The 18,717-nt window shown below is 71.7% G+C and carries 13 protein-coding genes and 1 pseudogene; 9 read left to right on the top strand and 5 right to left on the bottom strand.

Going from position 1 to position 18,717, the window contains the following annotated elements; all coding sequences use genetic code 11:
* Positions 1-532: 532 nt before the first annotated feature.
* The 5 genes from ACFY1J_RS06805 (at position 533) to ACFY1J_RS06785 (ending at position 5,225) form a co-directional block, all read left to right on the top strand.
* Positions 533-1,372 carry a TIM barrel protein gene (locus tag ACFY1J_RS06805; RefSeq protein WP_390707235.1) on the top strand — a complete coding sequence of 280 codons (840 nt, stop codon included), beginning with the start codon at positions 533-535 and terminating at the stop codon, positions 1,370-1,372.
* A gap of 31 nt (positions 1,373-1,403) precedes the next feature.
* On the top strand, positions 1,404-2,309 hold the full coding sequence (locus ACFY1J_RS06800; RefSeq protein WP_390707236.1) for a 2-hydroxy-3-oxopropionate reductase: 906 nt from the start codon (positions 1,404-1,406) through the stop codon (positions 2,307-2,309).
* Between the two features lie 183 nt (positions 2,310-2,492).
* The gene (locus ACFY1J_RS06795) at positions 2,493-3,965 is read left to right on the top strand and encodes a catalase (protein WP_390707237.1); all 1,473 of its coding nucleotides are present in this window, start codon (positions 2,493-2,495) and stop codon (positions 3,963-3,965) included.
* Positions 3,966-4,263: 298 nt separating this feature from the next.
* Positions 4,264-4,500 carry a hypothetical protein gene (locus tag ACFY1J_RS06790; protein WP_390707238.1) on the top strand — a complete coding sequence of 79 codons (237 nt, stop codon included), beginning with the start codon at positions 4,264-4,266 and terminating at the stop codon, positions 4,498-4,500.
* Positions 4,501-4,661: 161 nt separating this feature from the next.
* Positions 4,662-5,225, top strand: a complete 564-nt coding sequence (locus ACFY1J_RS06785; RefSeq protein WP_390707239.1) for a TIGR04222 domain-containing membrane protein — start codon at positions 4,662-4,664, stop codon at positions 5,223-5,225.
* Between the two features lie 77 nt (positions 5,226-5,302).
* Here the strand turns inward: ACFY1J_RS06785 and gcl are convergent, their stop codons facing one another.
* Positions 5,303-7,087, bottom strand: coding sequence for a glyoxylate carboligase (gene gcl / locus ACFY1J_RS06780; RefSeq protein ID WP_390730797.1), 1,785 nt, complete (start codon positions 7,085-7,087; stop codon positions 5,303-5,305).
* 983 nt (positions 7,088-8,070) lie between these two features.
* Between gcl and ACFY1J_RS06775 the strand changes: the two are divergent.
* Positions 8,071-8,451: pseudogene (locus tag ACFY1J_RS06775) on the top strand (hypothetical protein); the annotation flags it as partial.
* Position 8,452: 1 nt separating this feature from the next.
* Here ACFY1J_RS06775 and ACFY1J_RS06770 read toward each other — a convergent pair.
* A complete protein-coding gene (locus ACFY1J_RS06770; RefSeq protein WP_390707241.1) occupies positions 8,453-10,069 on the bottom strand; it encodes an AMP-binding protein in 1,617 nt (538 codons plus the stop codon).
* The gene (locus ACFY1J_RS06765; protein ID WP_390707242.1) at positions 10,066-11,736 is read right to left on the bottom strand and encodes an AMP-binding protein; all 1,671 of its coding nucleotides are present in this window, start codon (positions 11,734-11,736) and stop codon (positions 10,066-10,068) included. Before ACFY1J_RS06765 ends, ACFY1J_RS06770 begins: the two co-directional genes overlap by 4 nt.
* Positions 11,737-11,862: 126 nt before the next feature.
* Between ACFY1J_RS06765 and ACFY1J_RS06760 the strand changes: the two genes are divergently transcribed.
* The 3 genes from ACFY1J_RS06760 to ACFY1J_RS06750 all read left to right on the top strand — a co-directional run bounded on the left by ACFY1J_RS06760 (position 11,863) and on the right by ACFY1J_RS06750 (position 16,683).
* Positions 11,863-12,696, top strand: coding sequence for a response regulator transcription factor (locus tag ACFY1J_RS06760; RefSeq protein ID WP_390707243.1), 834 nt, complete (start codon positions 11,863-11,865; stop codon positions 12,694-12,696).
* A gap of 143 nt (positions 12,697-12,839) precedes the next feature.
* On the top strand, positions 12,840-15,686 hold the full coding sequence (locus ACFY1J_RS06755) for an AAA family ATPase (protein WP_390707244.1): 2,847 nt from the start codon (positions 12,840-12,842) through the stop codon (positions 15,684-15,686).
* A gap of 205 nt (positions 15,687-15,891) precedes the next feature.
* Positions 15,892-16,683, top strand: coding sequence for a S1 family peptidase (locus ACFY1J_RS06750; RefSeq protein WP_390707245.1), 792 nt, complete (start codon positions 15,892-15,894; stop codon positions 16,681-16,683).
* Between the two features lie 120 nt (positions 16,684-16,803).
* Here the strand turns inward: ACFY1J_RS06750 and ACFY1J_RS06745 are convergent, their stop codons facing one another.
* Together ACFY1J_RS06745 and ACFY1J_RS06740 are read right to left on the bottom strand one after the other, a co-directional pair.
* Positions 16,804-17,922 (bottom strand): winged helix DNA-binding domain-containing protein, encoded by a 1,119-nt coding sequence (locus tag ACFY1J_RS06745; RefSeq protein ID WP_390707246.1) that lies wholly within the window; start codon positions 17,920-17,922, stop codon positions 16,804-16,806.
* Positions 17,923-18,250: 328 nt separating this feature from the next.
* A complete protein-coding gene (locus ACFY1J_RS06740) occupies positions 18,251-18,421 on the bottom strand; it encodes a hypothetical protein (protein WP_390707247.1) in 171 nt (56 codons plus the stop codon).
* Between the last annotated feature and the right edge of the window lie 296 nt (positions 18,422-18,717).

Raw genomic sequence — 18,717 nt, 5'->3', positions numbered from 1 at the left:
GGGTGAGACCTTAACCGACCCACCCACACGCCTCGCCCCCGAAAGCACACCCGAATTCCACCCCCACCCACACCGCAAGCCCCGCAGACGGGAGCCAAGACGCGAGCACGCGCATACAGAGAGCCCACGAAGACGCCGGGGAACGGGCAACAGCGACAGACCGGGAGTCCGCGGGGCAGGGCCCAAGGAGGACTGAGCCCGCACCTCCCGGCCGGGCCGCCGTAGCGGATGCTCCCGCTTTGCCCGCTCCAGGCCCGCCGTGCCGGCGCGTAGGCCTCGGCGGCCGGCCTTGGGCCGAGGGGCGCCGCCCAGCCCGCTCCGCCGTCGCCCTCGGCGCCGCCCCATCGACGAGGAACCCGTGGCCCGCAGGCAGCCCCTCCCGTCAGGCCCCTCAAGCGCCCTCACCCCCTGCCCACACGGGCGCTTACTCGTGGGGCCCCTTGACAGGTCTTCCTGGTCGCAGGCAATCTTCCATTAAGCAGAAATCAACTTCCGCAATACGGAATCACTAACGGAAGGGAGCGCGGCCCCGATGGGATTCGCAGACCAGCGCTTCAACGTCAACCTGTCGATCCTCTTCACGGAACTCCCGCTCCTGGAGCGCCCCGCGGCCGCCGCCGCGGCCGGCTTCTCCGCGGTCGAGCTGTGGTGGCCCTGGGTCGACTCCCCCACCCCCGAGCGGTCCGAGCTCGACGCCCTGAAGCAGGCGATCGAGGACGCGGGCGTCCAGCTCACCGGGCTGAACTTCTACGCCGGACAACTCCCGGGCCCGGACCGCGGCGCCCTGTCGCTCCCGGGCGAGGAGTCCGCGAGGTTCCGCGCCAACATCGACGTGGCCGCCGACTTCGCCGCCTCCCTGGACTGCAAGGCGCTCAACGCCCTGTACGGCAACCGCGTCGACGGCGTCGACCCGGCCGCGCAGGACGCCCTGGCCCTGGCGAACCTGGCACTGGCGGCCCGGGCCGCCGACCGCGTCGGCGCGATCCTGCTGATCGAGGCGCTCAACCGGCCGGAGTCCCCGCTGTACCCGCTGGTGTCGACCCCCGCGGCGGTCGGGGTCGTCGACAAGGTCAACGAGGCGACGGGCCTCGGCAACGCGCGCTTCCTGATGGACCTCTACCACCTGTCCATGAACGGCGAGGACCTGCCGTCGGTGATCGAGCGGTACGCCGCGAAGACCGGCCACGTCCAGATCGCCGACACCCCGGGCCGCGGCGCCCCCGGCACGGGGACGCTCCCGCTGGAGGAGCTCCTCGACCAGCTGCACAAGGCCGGTTACGAGGGCTGGGTCGGCCTGGAGTACAAGCCGGGCGAGCGCCCGAGCGCCGACGCCTTCGACTGGCTGCCCCACGAGGCACGCGCCGCCCGCTGAATCACCCCCCGTACCGAGAGGCACCCCCAAGATGAGCAACCACGCAGATTCCTCCCGCCCGTCGATCGCCTGGATAGGCCTCGGCATCATGGGCTCCCCCATGTCGGAGAACCTGATCAAGGCGGGTTACGACGTCACCGGCTTCACCCTGGAGCAGGACAAGCTGGACCGCCTGGCCGCCGCGGGCGGCACCTCCGCAGGTTCCATCGCCGAGGCCGTCCGGGACGCCGACGTGATCATCACGATGGTGCCCGCGTCCCCGCAGGTCGAGGCGATCTCGTACGGCCCCGACGGCATCCTGGAGAACGCGAGGTCCGGCGCCCTGCTGATCGACATGTCCTCGATCACCCCGCAGACCTCGGTCGACCTGGCCGCGGCCGCTGCACAGAAGGGCATCCGCGTCCTCGACGCCCCCGTCTCCGGTGGTGAGGCCGGCGCCGTCGAGGCCGTGCTGTCGATCATGGTCGGTGGCAAGCAGGCCGACTTCGACGAGGCGAAGCCGGTCTTCGAGGCGCTCGGCAGGACCATCGTGCTGTGCGGCCCGCACGGCTCCGGCCAGACCGTGAAGGCCGCGAACCAGCTGATCGTCGCCGTGAACATCCAGGCGTGCGCCGAGGCCGTGGTCTTCCTGGAGAAGTCGGGCGTGGATCTGACGGCCGCCCTGGACGTCCTCAATGGCGGCCTGGCGGGGTCGACGGTGCTGACGCGGAAGAAGGACAACTTCCTGAACCGCGACTTCAGGCCGGGCTTCCGTATCGACCTGCACCACAAGGACATGGGAATCGTCACGGACGCCGCCCGCAACGTCGGCGCCGCCCTGCCGATCGGCGCCGTGGTCGCCCAGCTGGTCGCGAGCCTGCGCGCCCAGGGCGACGGCGGCCTGGACCACTCGGCCCTGCTGCGGGCCGTGGAGCGCCTCTCCGGCGCCCAGGTCTGAGCCCGCTCCCCCAGCTTCCGGGCGGTGCCGCCGCCGACATCTGTCCTGTCGCGCCCAGGCGTCGGCACCGCCCGGAATCCACTTCAACAAACTGTTGACGCCCGATTGCCCCAAACCTAGGCTCCACAAAGCGGAAGTCGAATTCCACAGAACTCCGCTGCCCCCTCGCACGGAAGGTCCACGATGTCGAAGCGCGTGCTCACGGCGCGAACTCTCACCACGGAGTCCGGCGCCCCGGTCGCAGACAACCAGAATTCCGCCTCCGCCGGCGTCGGCGGTCCGCTCCTGCTCCAGGACCAGCACCTCCTGGAGAAGCTGGCGCGCTTCAACCGCGAGCGCATCCCGGAGCGCGTGGTGCACGCCCGCGGCTCCGGCGCGTACGGCTACTTCGAGGTGACCGACGATGTCACCGGCCACACCCACGCCGACTTCCTGAACACGATCGGCAAGCGCACCGAGGTGTTCGCGCGCTTCTCCACCGTGGCGGACAGCCTGGGTGGCGCGGACGCGGTGCGCGACCCGCGCGGCTTCGCGGTCAAGTTCTATACGGAAGAGGGCAATTACGACCTCGTCGGGAACAACACGCCGGTCTTCTTCATCAAGGACCCCCTCAAGTTCCCGGACTTCATCCACTCGCAGAAGCGCGACCCGTTCACGGGCCGTCAGGAGCCGGACAACGTCTGGGACTTCTGGGCGCACGCCCCAGAGGCCACGCACCAGGTGACCTGGCTGATGGGCGACCGCGGCATCCCGGCGTCGTACCGCCACATGAACGGCTACGGCTCGCACACCTACCAGTGGACGAACGCCGAGGGCGAGGCCTTCTTCGTCAAGTACCACTTCAAGACCAACCAGGGCATCCGCTGTCTGAGCGGCGAGCAGGCCGCCGAGACCGCGGGCAAGGACCCCGGCTCGCACCAGACGGACCTGCTCCAGGCGATCGAGCGGGGCGTCCACCCGTCCTGGACGCTGTACGTCCAGATCATGCCCGCGGCCGAGGCGGCCGACTACCGCTTCAACCCCTTCGATCTCACCAAGGTCTGGCCGCACCGGGACCACCCGCTCCGGCGCGTGGGCCGCCTGGTCCTGGACCGCAACCCGGACAACGTCTTCGCCGAGGTGGAGCAGGCCGCGTTCTCCCCGAACAACTTCGTCCCGGGCATCGGCCCCTCCCCCGACAAGATGCTCCAGGGCCGCCTGTTCGCCTACGCGGACGCGCACCGCTACCGCCTGGGCGTCAACCACACACAGCTCGCCGTGAACGCCCCGAGGGCGACGACCGCGCGGAACTACGGCCGCGACGGCCTCATGGCGGCCAACTCCCAGGGCCGCAAGGCCAAGAACTACGAGCCGAACTCGTACGACGGCCCGGTGGAGACCGGCCGCCCGCTGTCCGCCCCGCTGGCGGTCACCGGTCACACCGGCACGCACGAGGCGCCGCAGCACACCAAGGACGACGACTTCTTCCAGGCGGGCGAGCTGTACCGGCTGATGTCGAAGGAGGAGAAGTCCCGTCTCGTCGCGAACATCGCCGGCGGCCTCTCGCAGGTCTCCCGCGACGACGTGATCGAGAAGAACCTGGCCCACTTCCACGCCGCCGACCCGGACTACGGGAGGCGCGTGGAGGAGGCGGTCCGCGCCCTGCGCGAGGACTGAACTCCCGCACCGCGTCCCAGCGAACGGCCCGGATGAGGGGTGCCGTCGGGACCCGGTGCGGGCAGGTGAGGACCGCGGCGGCGGGCGAGCCAGTGCGGTGGTGAAGGATCCGGTTCCCCTTCTCGACCTGAGGGGAGGGCGTTGCCGGTCCGTCGCTGCCGCCGCGGTCCCAGCCACACCTCACAGACACCGTCCGGCGGCGCGAATGTCCTGTCGCGCCCAGCCTCGCGCCGTCGGACGGCCAAGGCCAAGGCTCCTCGGGGGTGCGGATCCGTCCGCCCCGCAGGAGCCTTTACTCATGACGTATCCACCGACCGAGTTTCCGCACATCGTGGTGCACTCCCCGGCCCTGGACGGCTCCCGGCGGGTGACCGAGGGCGACGTGACCCTCGGCATCGCCTCCCATCTGGACGACGTGGTCGAGATCCTGCGCATGGCCGACCTGGACCGGATCGAGGTCGAGGAGAGCGACCTGATCGAGTGGCAGGGCGGCGGCCCGGACGACTGGCCGGGACTGATGGAGCCGGAGCCATGACGACACGCGTACGGCACCGGGCGTACCCCTGCCTACGGCACCCTCAAATCAACCTCTGAAACACCGCCGCCGAGGCTTCGACCACCCCGGCCGGCGGGCACATTCCCGCCATGCGGGACCCGCCGGCACAGTGGCGGCCGGCGCCCGCACGGGGGTGTGTCATGAGCGGTACGCCGACGGGCCGGCTGGAGCCGTACGAGATCGCGTTGATACGGGGCGGTCCTCGCGCCGCCGTCACGGTCGCGGTGCTGGATCTGCATCTGCGCGGCGCCGTCGGTGCGGGCCGGGCGGGGACGATGCGGACCTCGGGACCCGTCAGCGGGCCGGGGCTGCCGCCCCTGACCAGGGCCGTGCACGCGGCCCTGTACCGGAGCGCGGGCATGCGGCAGTTGCTGGACCGCCAGGGCGTGCGCTCGGCCCTCGCCGAAGCGCGCGGCAACCTCACGGCCGCCGGGTTGCTGCGCACCTTCCCGCCCGGCCGCCCCCGCGCCGCCCGCCGCGCACTGAAGGACCTGCGCGCACAGCATCCTCTGCCCGCCGTCCGGACCGGCCTGTCGGCACGGGACACCCTGCTCGCGGTCGCCCTGTACGGCGACCGGGCGCTGACCGCACTCGCCCCGCGCTTCGCGCAGGAGGCGGGGCTGACCGGCCGCGGCGGCACCACGGACCACGAGGTACCGCGCTCCTCGTCCGGCGGGGGCGGCTTCACCTGCGGCTCGGTGTGAAGGCCCGCGGATCCTCACGCAAAAAGAAGGGGGGCGGTCCGTCCCCCTCGGACGGGCCGCCCCCTTGCTGACCGAGGTCAGACCTTCAGGGTTTTGATCGACGTGGGTGCGTGGGACGGGTCCGTGGCCAGTTCCTCGAACTCGACCACGTCGGAGATGTCGTTGGTGGTCGACATGGAGATGTTGGTGACGCGCTCCAGGATCGCCTCGACGACGACCGGCACCCGGAACTCGGCGGCGAGCTTCTTGGCCTGCTCGAAGGCGGCGCCGAGTTCGTTCGGGTCGGTCACGCGGATCGCCTTGCAGCCGAGGCCCTCGGCGACCTTGACGTGGTCGACGCCGTAGACGCCGAGCTCGGGCGAGTTGATGTTCTCGAATTCCAGCTTGACCTGGAAGTCGATGTCGAACGCCCGCTGCGCCTGGCGGATCAGGCCCAGGTAGGAGTTGTTCACGAGGACGTGGACGTACGGGATCCTGTGCTGGGCGCCGACCGCCAGCTCCTCGATCATGAACTGGAAGTCGTAGTCGCCGGACAGGGCGACGACGGACGCCTCCGGGTCGGCCTTCGCCACACCCAGCGCCGCCGGAACGGTCCAGCCGAGGGGACCCGCCTGGCCGCAGTTGATCCAGTGCCGGGGCTTGAAGACGTGCAGCATCTGGGCGCCGGCGATCTGCGAGAGGCCGATGGTGGAGACGTACCGGGTCTCCGGTCCGAAGGCCTTGTTCATCTCCTCGTAGACGCGCTGCGGCTTGATCGGGATGTCGTCGAAGTGCGTACGGCGCTGGAGGGTCGCCTTCTTCTCCTGCGCGGCCGCGGCCCAGGAGGACCGGTCGGGCAGCCTGCCCGCGGCCTTCAGCTCCCGCGCCACCTCGACGAAGAGCTCCAGCGCCGCCTTGGCGTCGGAGGCGATGCCGTAGTCGGGCGGGAAGATCCTGCCGATCTGGGTGGGCTCGATGTCGACGTGGACGAACGTCCGGCCGGCCGTGTAGACGTCCAGCTTGCCGGTGTGGCGGTTGGCCCAGCGGTTGCCGATGCCGAGGACGAAGTCGGACTCCAGGAAGGTCGCGTTGCCGTAGCGGTGCGAGGTCTGCAGGCCGACCATGCCGGCGTTCAGCTCGTGGTCGTCGGGGAGGACGCCCCAGCCCATCAGGGTCGGGACCACCGGGGTGCCCGTCAGCTCGGCGAACTCGACGAGGAGTTCGGCCGCGTCGGCGTTGACGACACCGCCGCCGGCGACGATCAGCGGGCGCTCGGACTCGTTGAGCAGCGCGATCGCCTTCTCGATCTGCGGGCGGGTCGCGGCAGGCCTGTACACCGGGAGGGGCTCGTACGTCTCCCGGTCGAACTCGATCTCGGTGAGCTGGACGTCGATCGGCAGGTCGATCAGGACCGGGCCCGGGCGGCCGGAGCGCATGAGATGGAAGGCCTGCTGGAAGACGCCGGGGACCTGGGCCGCCTCCAGCACGGTGACCGCCATCTTCGTGACCGGCTTGGCGATCGAGGCGATGTCGACGGCCTGGAAGTCCTCCTTGTGGATCACCGCGGTCGGGGCCTGGCCGGTGACGCACAGGATCGGGATCGAGTCGCCGATGGCCGAGTACAGGCCGGTGATCATGTCGGTGCCGGCGGGGCCGGAGGTACCGATGCAGACGCCGATGTTGCCCGGGTGGGTGCGGGTGTAACCCTCGGCCATGTGCGAGGCGCCCTCGACATGGCGGGCGAGGGTGTGGTTGATGCCGCCCGAGGCCTTGAGCGCCGCGTAGAAGGGGTTGATCGCCGCGCCCGGCACACCGAACGCGGCGGTGACGCCCTCGCGCTTGAGGATCTCAACTGCCGCGCGGGCAGCGGTCATACGAGCCATCGAGTACTCCTGCTCCGGCTGTCGGATGCGTACTCCCGTCGCGCCCCGCGGTGAGCACTGTGTCCCGAGTTTTCATTACTTCCGCTTGCTTCCGCATTGCGGAATGAAACTTCTACTATCTGGAATCAATGTAAGTGGGTGTCCGAAGGTCGTCAAGAGTGGGACAAGCGGGGTCCGGCAGGAGCACGATGGGACCGCTGTCCCGACGCGACGCCTTGGAGTCGGCCATGCCCGAGAGCGTGCCGGTGCGCTGTCCGGCCTGTCGGCGCGAGCACGTCTACACCGCGCCGTCGTATCCCTGCGCGTGCGGCGCGGCGATCGCACCAGCGCTCGACCACGGGGCCGCGGCGACGGCCGTCACCCATCGCGTCTGGGACCAGGACTGGATCACCGTCCGCTGCCCGTCCTGCGGACGCCACGACGAGTGGCCCCGCCCGGAACTGGGTTGCGGCTGCGGCACGGTCCTCCGCATCCCGGTCACCGACGGACGCCCCGGCGAGGACACGGATACGCGGGTGGACACGGGTTTCGGTGCAGGTGCGGGGGCAGGCGACGGCCCAGGTCGGAGCGCGGGCGCGAGCACGGACTCGGGTACGGCGGCGGGAGCAGACGCAGACCTCGACACGGGCGCGGAGGAAGCGGACGCCGACGCGAGCCCGGGAGCAGGTTCAGCCCCCGGCCCGAGCGGGGACGCGGAGGCAGGGCCGGTCACGGACGCCGGTGCCGACGCACGTGCGAAGGGCGCCCCCGGTCGCTCCGGCACGGGCCGCCGCGCACCCCACGGCCGCTCCGGGAAGGACCGGCACCAGGGCCCCGGCCGCCCCGCCACAGACCCGCACACCGGCCCCGGCCGCCCCGCCACAGACCCGCTCGCAAACCCCGGCCGCCCCGCTGCGGACGCCGGCCGCGCCGGCCCCGGATCACCGCCCACCCCCGGCCGCCGCAGTCCCGGGTCGCCCCCCGCGCCCAAATCCCCCCAGCGGCGACGTCCCTTTCAGCCCATTGCCATTCGATCCGCACGGGACGCCGTCACCGTCGCCGCGCTCTATCTGCGGTGGCTCGGGTACCGGAACATCCGGCGGGCCGATCAGCGGCCGCCGTCCGGTGTCGGGCTCGCCGCCCGTGGGGTCGTGGCCCAGGTCGACCCCACCGTCAGCCCGGCCTCCCTGCGGGACGTGGAGTGCCTGTGGCTGACGGCGATGGTGGAGTCGACCGACTGCGTCTACTTCTCTCTCGCCGGGTACACCGACGACGCCCGCGCCCGCGCCGACTCCCTGGGCATCCCCCTGTTCGTCCTGGACCTCACGGGCACCCCGCAGCCGGCGAACAGCCTCGCCGACGACCTGAACGCCACCGGCGCCTGAGCTACGCGCCGTACTTCTCCCGCAGTTCAACCTTGCGCACCTTCCCGGACACCGTCATCGGGAAGGAGTCGAGGATCCGCAGCCTGCTGGGGACCTTGTAGTGCGCGAGCCGCCCCTGGCAGAACGCGCGCAGTTCCTCCAGCGTCAGCGGATCGGCCGCGTCGTGCGGGATGACACAGGCGAGCACCTCCTCGCCGTACTTCTCGTGCGGCACCCCGACCACCTGGACGTCCCTGATCTTCGGGTGGCCGTAGAGAAACTCCTCGATCTCACGCGGGTAGATGTTCTCGCCACCCCGGATGATCATGTCCTTGATCCGGCCGACGATCTCGACGTACCCGTCCTCGCGCATCACCGCCAGATCGCCGGTGTGCATCCAGCGCCCGGGGTCGACGGCCTCGGCGGTCTTCTCGGGCTCGTTCCAGTAGCCGAGCATCACGCTGTAGCCGCGGGTGCACAACTCGCCCGCGACGCCCCGGGGCCGGGTGACGCCGTCCACCGGGTCGACGACCTTGACCTCCAGATGCGGCAGGACACGGCCGACGGTGCCGGTGCGGTGCTCCAGGTCGTCGTCGATCCGCGTCTGCAGGGAGACCGGGGACGTCTCCGTCATGCCGTAGCAGATGGAGACCTCCTCCATGTGCAACTCGGCCACCACCCGCTTCATCACCTCGACCGGGCAGGGCGAACCCGCCATGATCCCGGTGCGCAGCGACGACAGGTCGTACGTCGCGAAGTCGGGGAGGTTCAGCTCCGCGATGAACATGGTCGGGACGCCGTAGAGGGAGGTGCAGCGCTCCTGCTGGACCGCCTCCAGGGTCGCCTTCGGCTCGAAGGACTGCGCCGGGATGACCATGCACGCGCCGTGCGAGGTCGCCGCGAGGTTGCCCATCACCATGCCGAAGCAGTGGTAGAAGGGCACCGGGATACAGATCCGGTCCCGCTCGCTGTAGGCGATCGACTCACCCACGAAATAGCCGTTGTTGAGGATGTTGTGGTGGGAGAGGGTGGCCCCCTTGGGGAAGCCCGTGGTGCCCGAGGTGTACTGGATGTTGATCGGGTCGTCGCAGGACAGCTCGCTCCCGCGGGCCCTCAGCTCCTCGGCCCGGTCGGGCGTCCCGCGCCGCAGCAGCACCTCCCAGCTCGGGTCGCCGATGTACACGACCTCCCGCAACTGCGGGCAGCTGCCGCGCACTTCCTCGACCATCGCCCGGTAGTCGCTGGACTTGTGGCTGAGGGAGGCGAACAGCAGGGAGATTCCGGCCTGGTTGAGGACGTACTCGACCTCGTGGGTGCGATAGGCCGGGTTGATGTTGACCATGATCGCGCCGATGCGGGCGGTGGCGTACTGGACCAGTACCCACTCGGCGCAGTTGACCGCCCAGATGCCCACCCGGTCGCCCTTGGCGACCCCGCTCGCCAGCAGGGCGTACGCCAGCGCGTCCACGTCCGCGGAGAACTCGGCGTACGTCCAGCGCCGCCCCGACGGCACGTCGACGAGCGCCTCCCGGTCGGGCCAGGTGGCGACGGCCCGGTCCAGGTTGGCTCCGATGGTGTCCCCGAGCAGGACGGTCCCGCTCGTCCCGTGCGTGTACGACAGCTCCGACGTTCCGCTCACCGGAAGTCCTCCTCGCGGTACTCGTTGCCCGAACCCGCGGCCGTGGCCTCGCGCAGCTCGATCCGGCGGATCTTGCCGGAGACGGTCTTGGGCAGCTCGGCGAACTCCAGCCGGCGGATGCGCTTGTAGGGGGCGAGGACCTCGCGGGAGTGCTCGAAGAGCACCTTGGCGGTGTCGGGCCCGGGCTCCCAGCCCTCGGCGAGGACGATGTACGCCTTGGGCACGGCCAGCCGCAGCTCGTCCGGCGCGGGCACGACGGCCGCCTCGGCCACCGCCTCGTGCTCCAGCAGGGCGCTCTCCAGCTCGAAGGGGCTGATCTTGTAGTCGGAGGCCTTGAAGACGTCGTCCGCGCGGCCCACGTAGGTGATGTAGCCGTCGGCGTCGCGGGAGCCGATGTCACCGGTGCGGTAGTAGCCGCCGGCCATCGCCTCCGCCGTACGGTCGGCGTCGCCGTGGTAGCCGGCCATCAGGCCCACCGGTTGCACGGACAGGTCGAGCGCGATCTCGCCCTCGTCCACGCCGGGTGCGCCCGACACCGGGTCGAGCAGTTCCACGCGGTAGCCCGGGCTCGGCCGGCCCATCGAGCCGGTCTTCAGCTCCTGGCCGGGGCTGTTGCTGACCTGTACGGCGGTCTCGGTCTGCCCGAAGCCGTCCCGGATGGTGACGCCCCAGGCCCGGCGGACCTGCTCGATGACCTCCGGGTTCAGGGGCTCACCGGCGGCCACCGCCTCGCGGGGCGGGGTGCGCAGCTGGGTGAGGTCGGCCTGGATGAGCATGCGCCAGACGGTGGGCGGGGCGCAGAAGGTGGTGACCCCGGCCCGGTCCATCTCGGACATCAGCCGGGCCGCGTCGAAGCGCGTGTAGTTGTGGATGAAGACGGTGGCCTGCGCGTTCCACGGGGCGAAGAGGTTGGACCAGGCGTGCTTGGCCCAGCCGGGCGAGGAGATGTTGAGGTGCACGTCGCCGGGTTCGAGGCCGATCCAGTACATGGTGGCCAGGTGCCCGATCGGGTACGAGGCATGGGTGTGCTCGACCAGCTTGGGGCGGGCGGTGGTGCCCGAGGTGAAGTAGAGCATCAGCGGGTCGTCGGCGTGGGTCTCGCCGTCGGGGGTGAAGTCGGCGGAGGCGGCGTAGGCGTCCTCGTACGGCTGCCAGCCCTCGGGCGCGCCGCCGACGGCGATGCGCGTGTAGTCGCCGGGCACCTCGTCGAACTTGCCGGCGTCGGCCGTGCGGACGAGTACGTGCCGGACCCGGCCGCGCTCGACACGGTCGCGCAGATCGGCGGGGCCGAGCAGCGGGGTGGCGGGGATGACGACGGCACGCAGCTTCATCGCGGCCAGCGCGGTCTCCCACAGCTCGGCCTGGTTGCCGAGCATGACGAGGATGCGGTCCTCGGCCCGGACACCGCGCGCCCGCAGCCAGTTGGCGACCCGGTCGGAGCGGTCGGCCAGCTCGGCGAAGGACAGCCGGGTCTCCGCGCCGTCCTCCTCCACGATGTGCAGGGCGGTGCGGTCGTTCCCGTCCGCGATGACGTCGAACCAGTCCAGGGCCCAGTTGAAGTGCTCCGGGCGCGGCCAGGCGAAGCCCTCGTAGGCCGTGGCGTAATCCTCGCGGTGTTCCAGCAGGAAGTCCCGCGCGGTGCGGAAGAGCTCCGTGGCCGTCGTCATCTGTCCTCCTAGGTGCCGGACCATTGCCGGGCGGCTCTCTGGCATCGTGTAATCCGTGATGCAGGTCTCACTACCCCCGAATGGGGGTGTGGGTCGCACGGAAGCCGCGACGAAGGGGTGAAACAGGTGGCAGCAGACCCCGCGGGGGCGGTCGAGATACGAAGTGCGCTGGCCCGGCTCCGGCGCACGACCGGTCTCCCGGTCGCCTTCGGCGGCCTGGTCGAGTCCGGCCGGCTGCAGATGCGCATCAGCGAGCTGAGCGGCACCAACACCGCGGCCCTGCGCTCGCTCGCGGTGACCTCGGGCAACGGCCTGGGCGGCAAGGCGGTGGCGCTGGCCCGCCCGTGCGCGGTGACGGACTACTCCTCGTCGCGGCAGATCAGCCACGAGTACGACGCGCCGGTGGCCGCGGAGGGCATCCGCTCGGTGTTCGCCGTACCGGTGGTGGTACGACGCCGGGTGCGGGGCGTGATCTACGGCGCCCTGCGCACGGCCCAGCCGCTGGGCGACCGCACGCTGAACTCGGCGGTGGCGGTGGCCCGGGACGTGGAGCAGGCGCTCGTCGTACGGGAGGAGGCGCGCGGGCTGCTGACGGCGGCCCGGCCGGAGCCGGGCGCCGACACGGACGCGAACGCCGCCTGGGAGCAGGTGCGCGAGGCGCACGCGGCGCTGCGTGCCCTGGCGCCCCGGATCACGGACCCCCAGCTGCGGGAGGAACTCCTCGCCGCCTGCGGTCTGCTGACCGCGCCGACACCGGCGAGGGGTGTCGTTCTGGCGCCGCGCGAGCTGGACGTCCTGGCCTGCGTGGCCGAGGGTGCGACGAACGCGGCGGTGGCGGAGCGGCTGGGGCTGCGCCCGGAGACGGTCAAGGGCTATCTGCGCTCGGCGATGCGCAAACTGGGCGCCCACACGCGAGGGGAGGCGGTGGCGACGGCACGCCGGTCGGGTCTGCTGCCGTAGCGGTTAGGAAGCCTGTCTATTCATCCGCCGGTACCTGAATTGCCCTGTGGCTACCCTCTGTTATTTCCCTCACCACGCCTTCCGTCCGAATTTCAAGGTTCGTTGCCTAGAATTTGGGCCGGACACGACACACGAGGGGAGCGGTGACCGTGCGACGGGACTTCCAGGAGCCTGCGAGATGCCGCCCCGACCTGGTCATCGGCCGGGAGGAGCCGTTCGGCGCCGCCCGTGAGCAGCTCACCTCGGGCGGCAGTGTGCTCCTGCACGGCCCCGCCGGAATAGGGAAATCGACCGTCCTGCGGGCATTGGCAGCGGAATACGCCGGCGCGGCCCGCACCGTGTTGCGCTGCTCGGCCACCGAGTCCGAATCGCACCTTCCCTTCCTCGCCCTCGCCGACCTCTTCGGTCTAGTCCTCGACCAGGTCTCCGGCCGGCTCCCCGCGGCCCAGCGCACCGCCCTGGAGTCGGCGCTCACCGGCCGCGGCGAATCCACCCTGCAACGCGACGGTCTGGCCCTGCGTCTTGCGGTGCTGTCCGCGCTGCGCGCCCTGGCCGCCGAGGGCACCGTCCTGATCGTCGCCGACGATCTGCAGTGGCTGGATCCGGCCAGCGCGGAGCTGCTCGGCTTCGCCGCCCGCCGCCTCGGCGGCACCCCGGTGCAGCTGCTCTGCGCGGTCCGGACCGAGGGCCAGGAGTACGACCGCCATCTGCGCGCCTCTCCGCCGGACACCGTCGCCGTACGCCTCGACCCGCTCTCCCGCAACCAGGTCTCCGCGCTCCTGGACCACCGCGGCTACACGGGACTGCCCCGCTCCACGGTCCGCGAGATACACCGCACCAGCGGCGGCAACCCCCTCTTCGCCCTGGAGCTCGGCCGCGCCCTCGCCGAGAACCCCACCCCGCCCAGGCCGGGCGAGCCGCTGCCGGTGCCCACCTCGCTGCGCGCCCTGGTGCTGAGCCGTCTCGACATGCTCTCGGTCGAGGCGCGCCGCACCCTGCTGGTGGCCAGCGCGGGAGCGCGTCCCACCCCGGCGCTGCTGCTCGCGGCCGGCCGGGAGAACGTGGAGGCCGAGTGCGCCCAGGCCGCCGAACTCGGGCTGCTGGCCACGGACCCCGACGGCCCGACCGTGCGCTTCGCGCACCCCCTCATATCGGCCGCCCTCTACGCGGAGGCGCCCGCCCACGAACGGCGTGCCGCGCACGCGGCGCTGTCCACCGCGGCCTCCGACCCGATCGAGCGGGCCCGTCATCTGGCCCTGGCCACCACCGGCACCGATCCGGAGGTGGCCGCCCGGCTCGCCGAGGCCGCCACGCAGGCCCGGGACCGGGGCGCGCCGTCCGTGGCCGCGCAGCTCGGCCTGCTCGCCGCCCGCCACACCCCGGCCGACACCCTGCCCGGCCCGGACGAGCGCCGGCTCCAGGCCGCCGAGGACGCGATCACCGCCGGCGAGGTCGACCTCGCCCGGGACGTCGCCCGCGAGGTGCTGACCCGGGCGACCGTGCCCGCGGACCGGGTGCGGGCCTGGATCATCGTGATCGACACGGCGGGCCACACCATGACGGAGGTCGACGCCGTCTTCCCGCAGGCCCTGGCGGACGCCGGGGAGGACCCGCGGCTGCTCGCCCTGGTCCACTACCAGCTGGCCTGGCGGGCCCTCATCGTGGAGGGCGACTTCACCGAGGCCCGCGAGGCGGCCGCGCACGCGGCGGAGCTGGCCGAGCGCGGCGCCGACCGGCGCACCGAACTGCTGGCCCTGGCCTTCCAGGCCCAGACCGAGACCCTCATGGGCCACCCGGCCGCCCCGGCGACCATCAAGCGCGCGCTGAAGGAGCCCCAGGACCCGAAGGTGGCCTGCCATCACAACGGCGCGGGCAGCGCCCGGTTCCGCTGGCTGGTCATGGGCGACCAGCTGGCCGAGGCCCGGGCGACGGTCACCGCGCTGCTGCGCGAGGTGCGCCGGCGCGGCTCCGTGGAGAGCGAGGTGCACTTCCTGCGCGGCCTCGCCGAGACCGAGCTGCGCGCCGGGCACTGCGGCCGGGCCCTCGACCTGGCCGGCGAGAGCCTCCGGCTGGCCCGGGACTCCGGGATCGGCGAGACCGCCTCCGCGATGCTCACCTCGCTCACCGAGGCCTCCGGCGGGGACGTGGACCGGGCGCTGGCGCTGGCCCGGGAGGCGGTGGAGCACGCCGAGGAGGACGGTGACCAGATGTATCTGTCCCGGGCCCTGGGCGCCCTCGGGTACGCCCAGTTGGTGGCCGGGGACCCGGCGGGCACGGTCCGTTCGCTGCGCCGGGTCCGCGAGCTGGAGCGGGGCCTGGGCATCACGGACCCGGCGCGCGGCCGCTGGCACGGCGACCTCGCCGAGGCGCTCGTCCGGATCGGTGAACCCGCCGAGGCGCAGGACGTCATCGACGTCACCCGGGAGCACGCGCTGCGGCTCGGCCGGGAGAGTGTCCTCGCGGTCCTGGACCGGGCCGAGGCCCTGGTGCGCGCGGCCCGCGGCGACCACGAGGCGGCCGAGTCCCAGCTGACGTCCGCTCAGGACCGGCTGGCCAAACTGGGGTACGGCCTGGAGGAGGCGCGGGCCGCCTTCGCCCTGGCCTCGCTGCGCGGCCGGCTGCCCGGCCCTGCCGAAGGGGCGCGCCGCCCCAACTCGTCGTCGTACGACGAGGCCACCCGGCTGTTCCGGCGCTGCCGGGCGCTGCCCTGGCTCCGCCAGGTGGACGCGGCCCTCGCGGCGCCCGAGCCGGAGCCGGCGGCCGCCGCGGCCGCCGCGCTGGGCGGCCTCGACGGGCTGGAGGGGCTGGCCTCGATGGAGCGTCAGGTGGCGGCGCTGGTCATGGAGGGCGCGACCAACCGGGAGATCGCCGCGCGCCTGTTCATCAGCGTGAAGACGGTCGAGGCGACCCTGACCCGGGTGTACCGCAAGCTGGGCATCCGTTCCCGGGTGGACATAGTCCGTTTGGCGGCGGGACGGCGCGCGAAGTGAGAAGCCTGCCGGTTAACTGAGCCGGACCGAGGGTTTTCCCTGCCCTACTCCCCTAGGGGGTTCCCTCATTGGGCGGAGGGTGTACCGGCCCATAGCTTAAGGGCGTGCCGCTCGCCCGGGCACACGGGGGTCGGTCCCGCGGCCCCCGTGCTCACACCCCCCACCCGCGCGTACCCCCCACCGGCCACCCCCACTGAGGAGACTCATGTTCGGGCTCAACCGCGCAAAGAGAACCGCTGCCGTCGTCGCGGCGACCGCCGCGGCCGCGGCGACCGCACTGCTCAGCGCCCCCACCGCTGCAGCGGCTCCACAGCCCATCGTCGGCGGCACGACGACCACCACGACCGCGTACCCGTTCGTCATGCAGATCACGGACGCGTCGGGCAACCAGTTCTGCGGCGGCACCCTGGTGGCGGCCAAGAAGGTGATCACCGCCGCGCACTGCATGGTCGGCGAGAGCGCCGGCAACGTCCGCGTCGTGGGCGGCCGGACCTACCTCAACGGGACGAACGGCACGGTCAGCAAGGTCAGCAAGATCTGGGTCAACCCGGACTACACGGACGCCACCAACGGCGATGACGTGGCCGTGCTGACCCTGTCCACCTCGATGCCGTACACGACGGCGTCGTACGTCTCCTCCTCCCAGACGGGTGTGTACGCGGCCGGCACCACGGCCCGCATCCTCGGCTGGGGCACCACCTCGGAGAGCGGCAGCTCCTCCAACCAGCTGCGGACCGCGACCGTGCCGATCGCGGCCGACTCGAGCTGCCGCAGCTCCTACGGTTCGGACTTCGTCCAGACCGACATGGTTTGCGCCGGATACTCATCCGGTGGCGTAGACACCTGCCAGGGCGACAGCGGCGGTCCCCTGCTCATCGGGGGCGTCCTGGCAGGGATCACTTCCTGGGGAGAGGGGTGCGCGGAGGCCGGTTACCCGGGTGTGTACACCCGGCTGACCACCTTCTCGAACCTGGTGACCACGCAGGTCAACTCGTAACCCAGAAGAACTCCTGAGAACCCCTCAGGTAGATACCAGGGGGGCGTTGCGAGCCACCACGAGCGGCCCGCAGCGCCCCCCTTTCCATGCGTTCACACGGTCGTACGCGGACCGAGGACTTCACGTTCGTACGACGTTGCCGAAGCGGATGTCGTACGACTCCCCCGGATGCATGACGGCGAGCATCCGCTCCCCCTCCTCGGCCACCTCCTCCCGCCGACCCTTCGTGAGTGTCCCGAAGGGCTCTATGCGGAGTGCGTCACCGTCCAGTTTCCACACGCCCGCCACGAAGCCGTCGACGAGCAGGGTGCAGTGGGCCTGGTTGCCCTGCCAGGTGCGGCCCCAGTACTCGGGCGGTACGACCCGGGTGCGGTCGGCATGGGAGAGGAGGAGGTTGTCGAATTCGGGGAGGAAGCGGGGCGGGGCCGGGGTGTCCGGGTCGGGGCGCGGGGCGTCGGGCAGGTCGAAGAGTTCGACGCCGTTGCCGTCCCGGAAGGTGACCAGCCGCGGGCGGAGGCGCTCGAAGGCCTCGCGGAGCCGGGTGAGTCCGGCCCAGGTCTGCATGTCCTTCACGGACGCCGGTCCGAAGGCGGCGAGGTAGCGCAGAACCGTCGCGTCCGGGGCGGCGGCGGGCTCGGCGGAGCGGCCCAGCCAGTGTTCGGCTGTGGTCAGGGCGACCTGTCCGCTCCTGCCCCACAGCCCGCGCGGGGTGACCTGCACGAGCGGGAGCCTGCAGCGGGCGGCGATGGACAGGGACTGGGGGTCGGCGCCCGGCCACTCGGCGAGCAGCGCCTCGCGCAACTGCGCCATGGTCCGCGGCTCGGCCTCGACCAGCTCACGGGCGAGCACGGCGAGACGGTCCAGATCGACACCGGCCAGCCCCTTGCGGAAGGCGTTCAGCTCCCGGTCCCGGGCGACCTGGACGAGCGGCCGCAGGGTGAGGCAGTCGTCGGCGGTGTGGGTGTGGATCGTGGAGCGCATGGTGACGATGCGGACGACCTCGCGGTCGGCCATGGGCCGGGACAGCGCCTCGGGGGTGAAGCCTTCGATACGGGCGGCGAGCGCGTAGTAAGGAGGCTTGACGTTCTGCGCCTGAAGCCCGAGGAGATGCTCCACGGCGGCCCCGACGGACAGCGGCGCACGGCTCAGCAGCAGCTGCCGGGCGAGGGTCGCGCGGTTCAGCGCACGGGTGTCGAGGGAGGGGGCGGAGGCCACCCTCGCAATGCTCCGCTTCGTCATGCACCGCACGCTAGTGCCGCTTGCGGACACGTTCTGTCCGCAACTCTCTGCGAGACGGCGCCACGGGGGAGGGAGCGGACGAGCGGAGCCGGTCAGGGAACGCGGCCACGGCTCGGTCCCGAAGGCCGTGGCGCGGGCCCAGGAGCCGTCCTCGTGCGCGGGCCACGCGGTGGTACGGGCTGGTGGTCACCCGCTCGGCGTCCAACTCACGTGCGGCGGCCAGGACATCGCGTGCCGCGGGCGGGTAGTCCTCGCCGTGCCGGCTGCGCATGACACCGGCGCGGTCCCACTCGACGCGGCCGACGGCGCCATGGGGGCGTCGAACGGGTCACTGTGCGGTCTCGTAGCGCTGCCCGGTGAAGGCCTGCACCATTCCGCTGTCGGCCGGCAGGGTCGGCAGGCCGGATCCGGGCGGTGGGGCTTGCGCGGCCACCTCGTAGTCGTCGACGTGCATGGACAGTTGGGTCACCAGCTTCACCGTCTCCTGGGGGTCCTTCATGGTGAAGACGGCCAGGTTGAACTGGTTGTCGTGGGTGTCCTTGCTCGGTGCAGGACTTCAGCACGGCCGAGCCCACCCTGGTGAAGGTGCCACCCTTCCCGTCCGCCACATGGACCGGAAACGCCTCGGCCACCGGGATCATCGGCCAGCGCGGCATTCCGGGGCCACGTACGCTTCCGGGCAGGAACCGGGTCTTCCTGGAGAAGTGGATTCTCGTTGCCGGACACAGTGAGACCGTATTGATCAGGCCTTCCGAGGTGTGTACAACGAGGTCACAGCATGATCACTATTGGGGC

The sequence above is a fragment of the Streptomyces sp. NPDC001406 genome, from assembly GCF_042895285.1.
Classification (GTDB): Bacteria; Actinomycetota; Actinomycetes; order Streptomycetales; family Streptomycetaceae; genus Streptomyces.
This window is presented reverse-complemented; position numbering and strand designations above follow the sequence as displayed.

Coding starts and splice junctions, on each gene's coding strand:
- ACFY1J_RS06805 (WP_390707235.1), top strand. CDS start 533: ATGGGATTCGCAGACCAGCGCTTCAACGTCAACCTGTCGATCCTCTTC.
- ACFY1J_RS06800 (WP_390707236.1), top strand. CDS start 1,404: ATGAGCAACCACGCAGATTCCTCCCGCCCGTCGATCGCCTGGATAGGC.
- ACFY1J_RS06795 (WP_390707237.1), top strand. CDS start 2,493: ATGTCGAAGCGCGTGCTCACGGCGCGAACTCTCACCACGGAGTCCGGC.
- ACFY1J_RS06790 (WP_390707238.1), top strand. CDS start 4,264: ATGACGTATCCACCGACCGAGTTTCCGCACATCGTGGTGCACTCCCCG.
- ACFY1J_RS06785 (WP_390707239.1), top strand. CDS start 4,662: ATGAGCGGTACGCCGACGGGCCGGCTGGAGCCGTACGAGATCGCGTTG.
- gcl (WP_390730797.1), bottom strand. CDS start 7,087: ATGGCTCGTATGACCGCTGCCCGCGCGGCAGTTGAGATCCTCAAGCGC.
- ACFY1J_RS06765 (WP_390707242.1), bottom strand. CDS start 11,736: ATGACGACGGCCACGGAGCTCTTCCGCACCGCGCGGGACTTCCTGCTG.
- ACFY1J_RS06750 (WP_390707245.1), top strand. CDS start 15,892: ATGTTCGGGCTCAACCGCGCAAAGAGAACCGCTGCCGTCGTCGCGGCG.
- ACFY1J_RS06745 (WP_390707246.1), bottom strand. CDS start 17,922: ATGACGAAGCGGAGCATTGCGAGGGTGGCCTCCGCCCCCTCCCTCGAC.
- ACFY1J_RS06740 (WP_390707247.1), bottom strand. CDS start 18,421: ATGAAGGACCCCCAGGAGACGGTGAAGCTGGTGACCCAACTGTCCATG.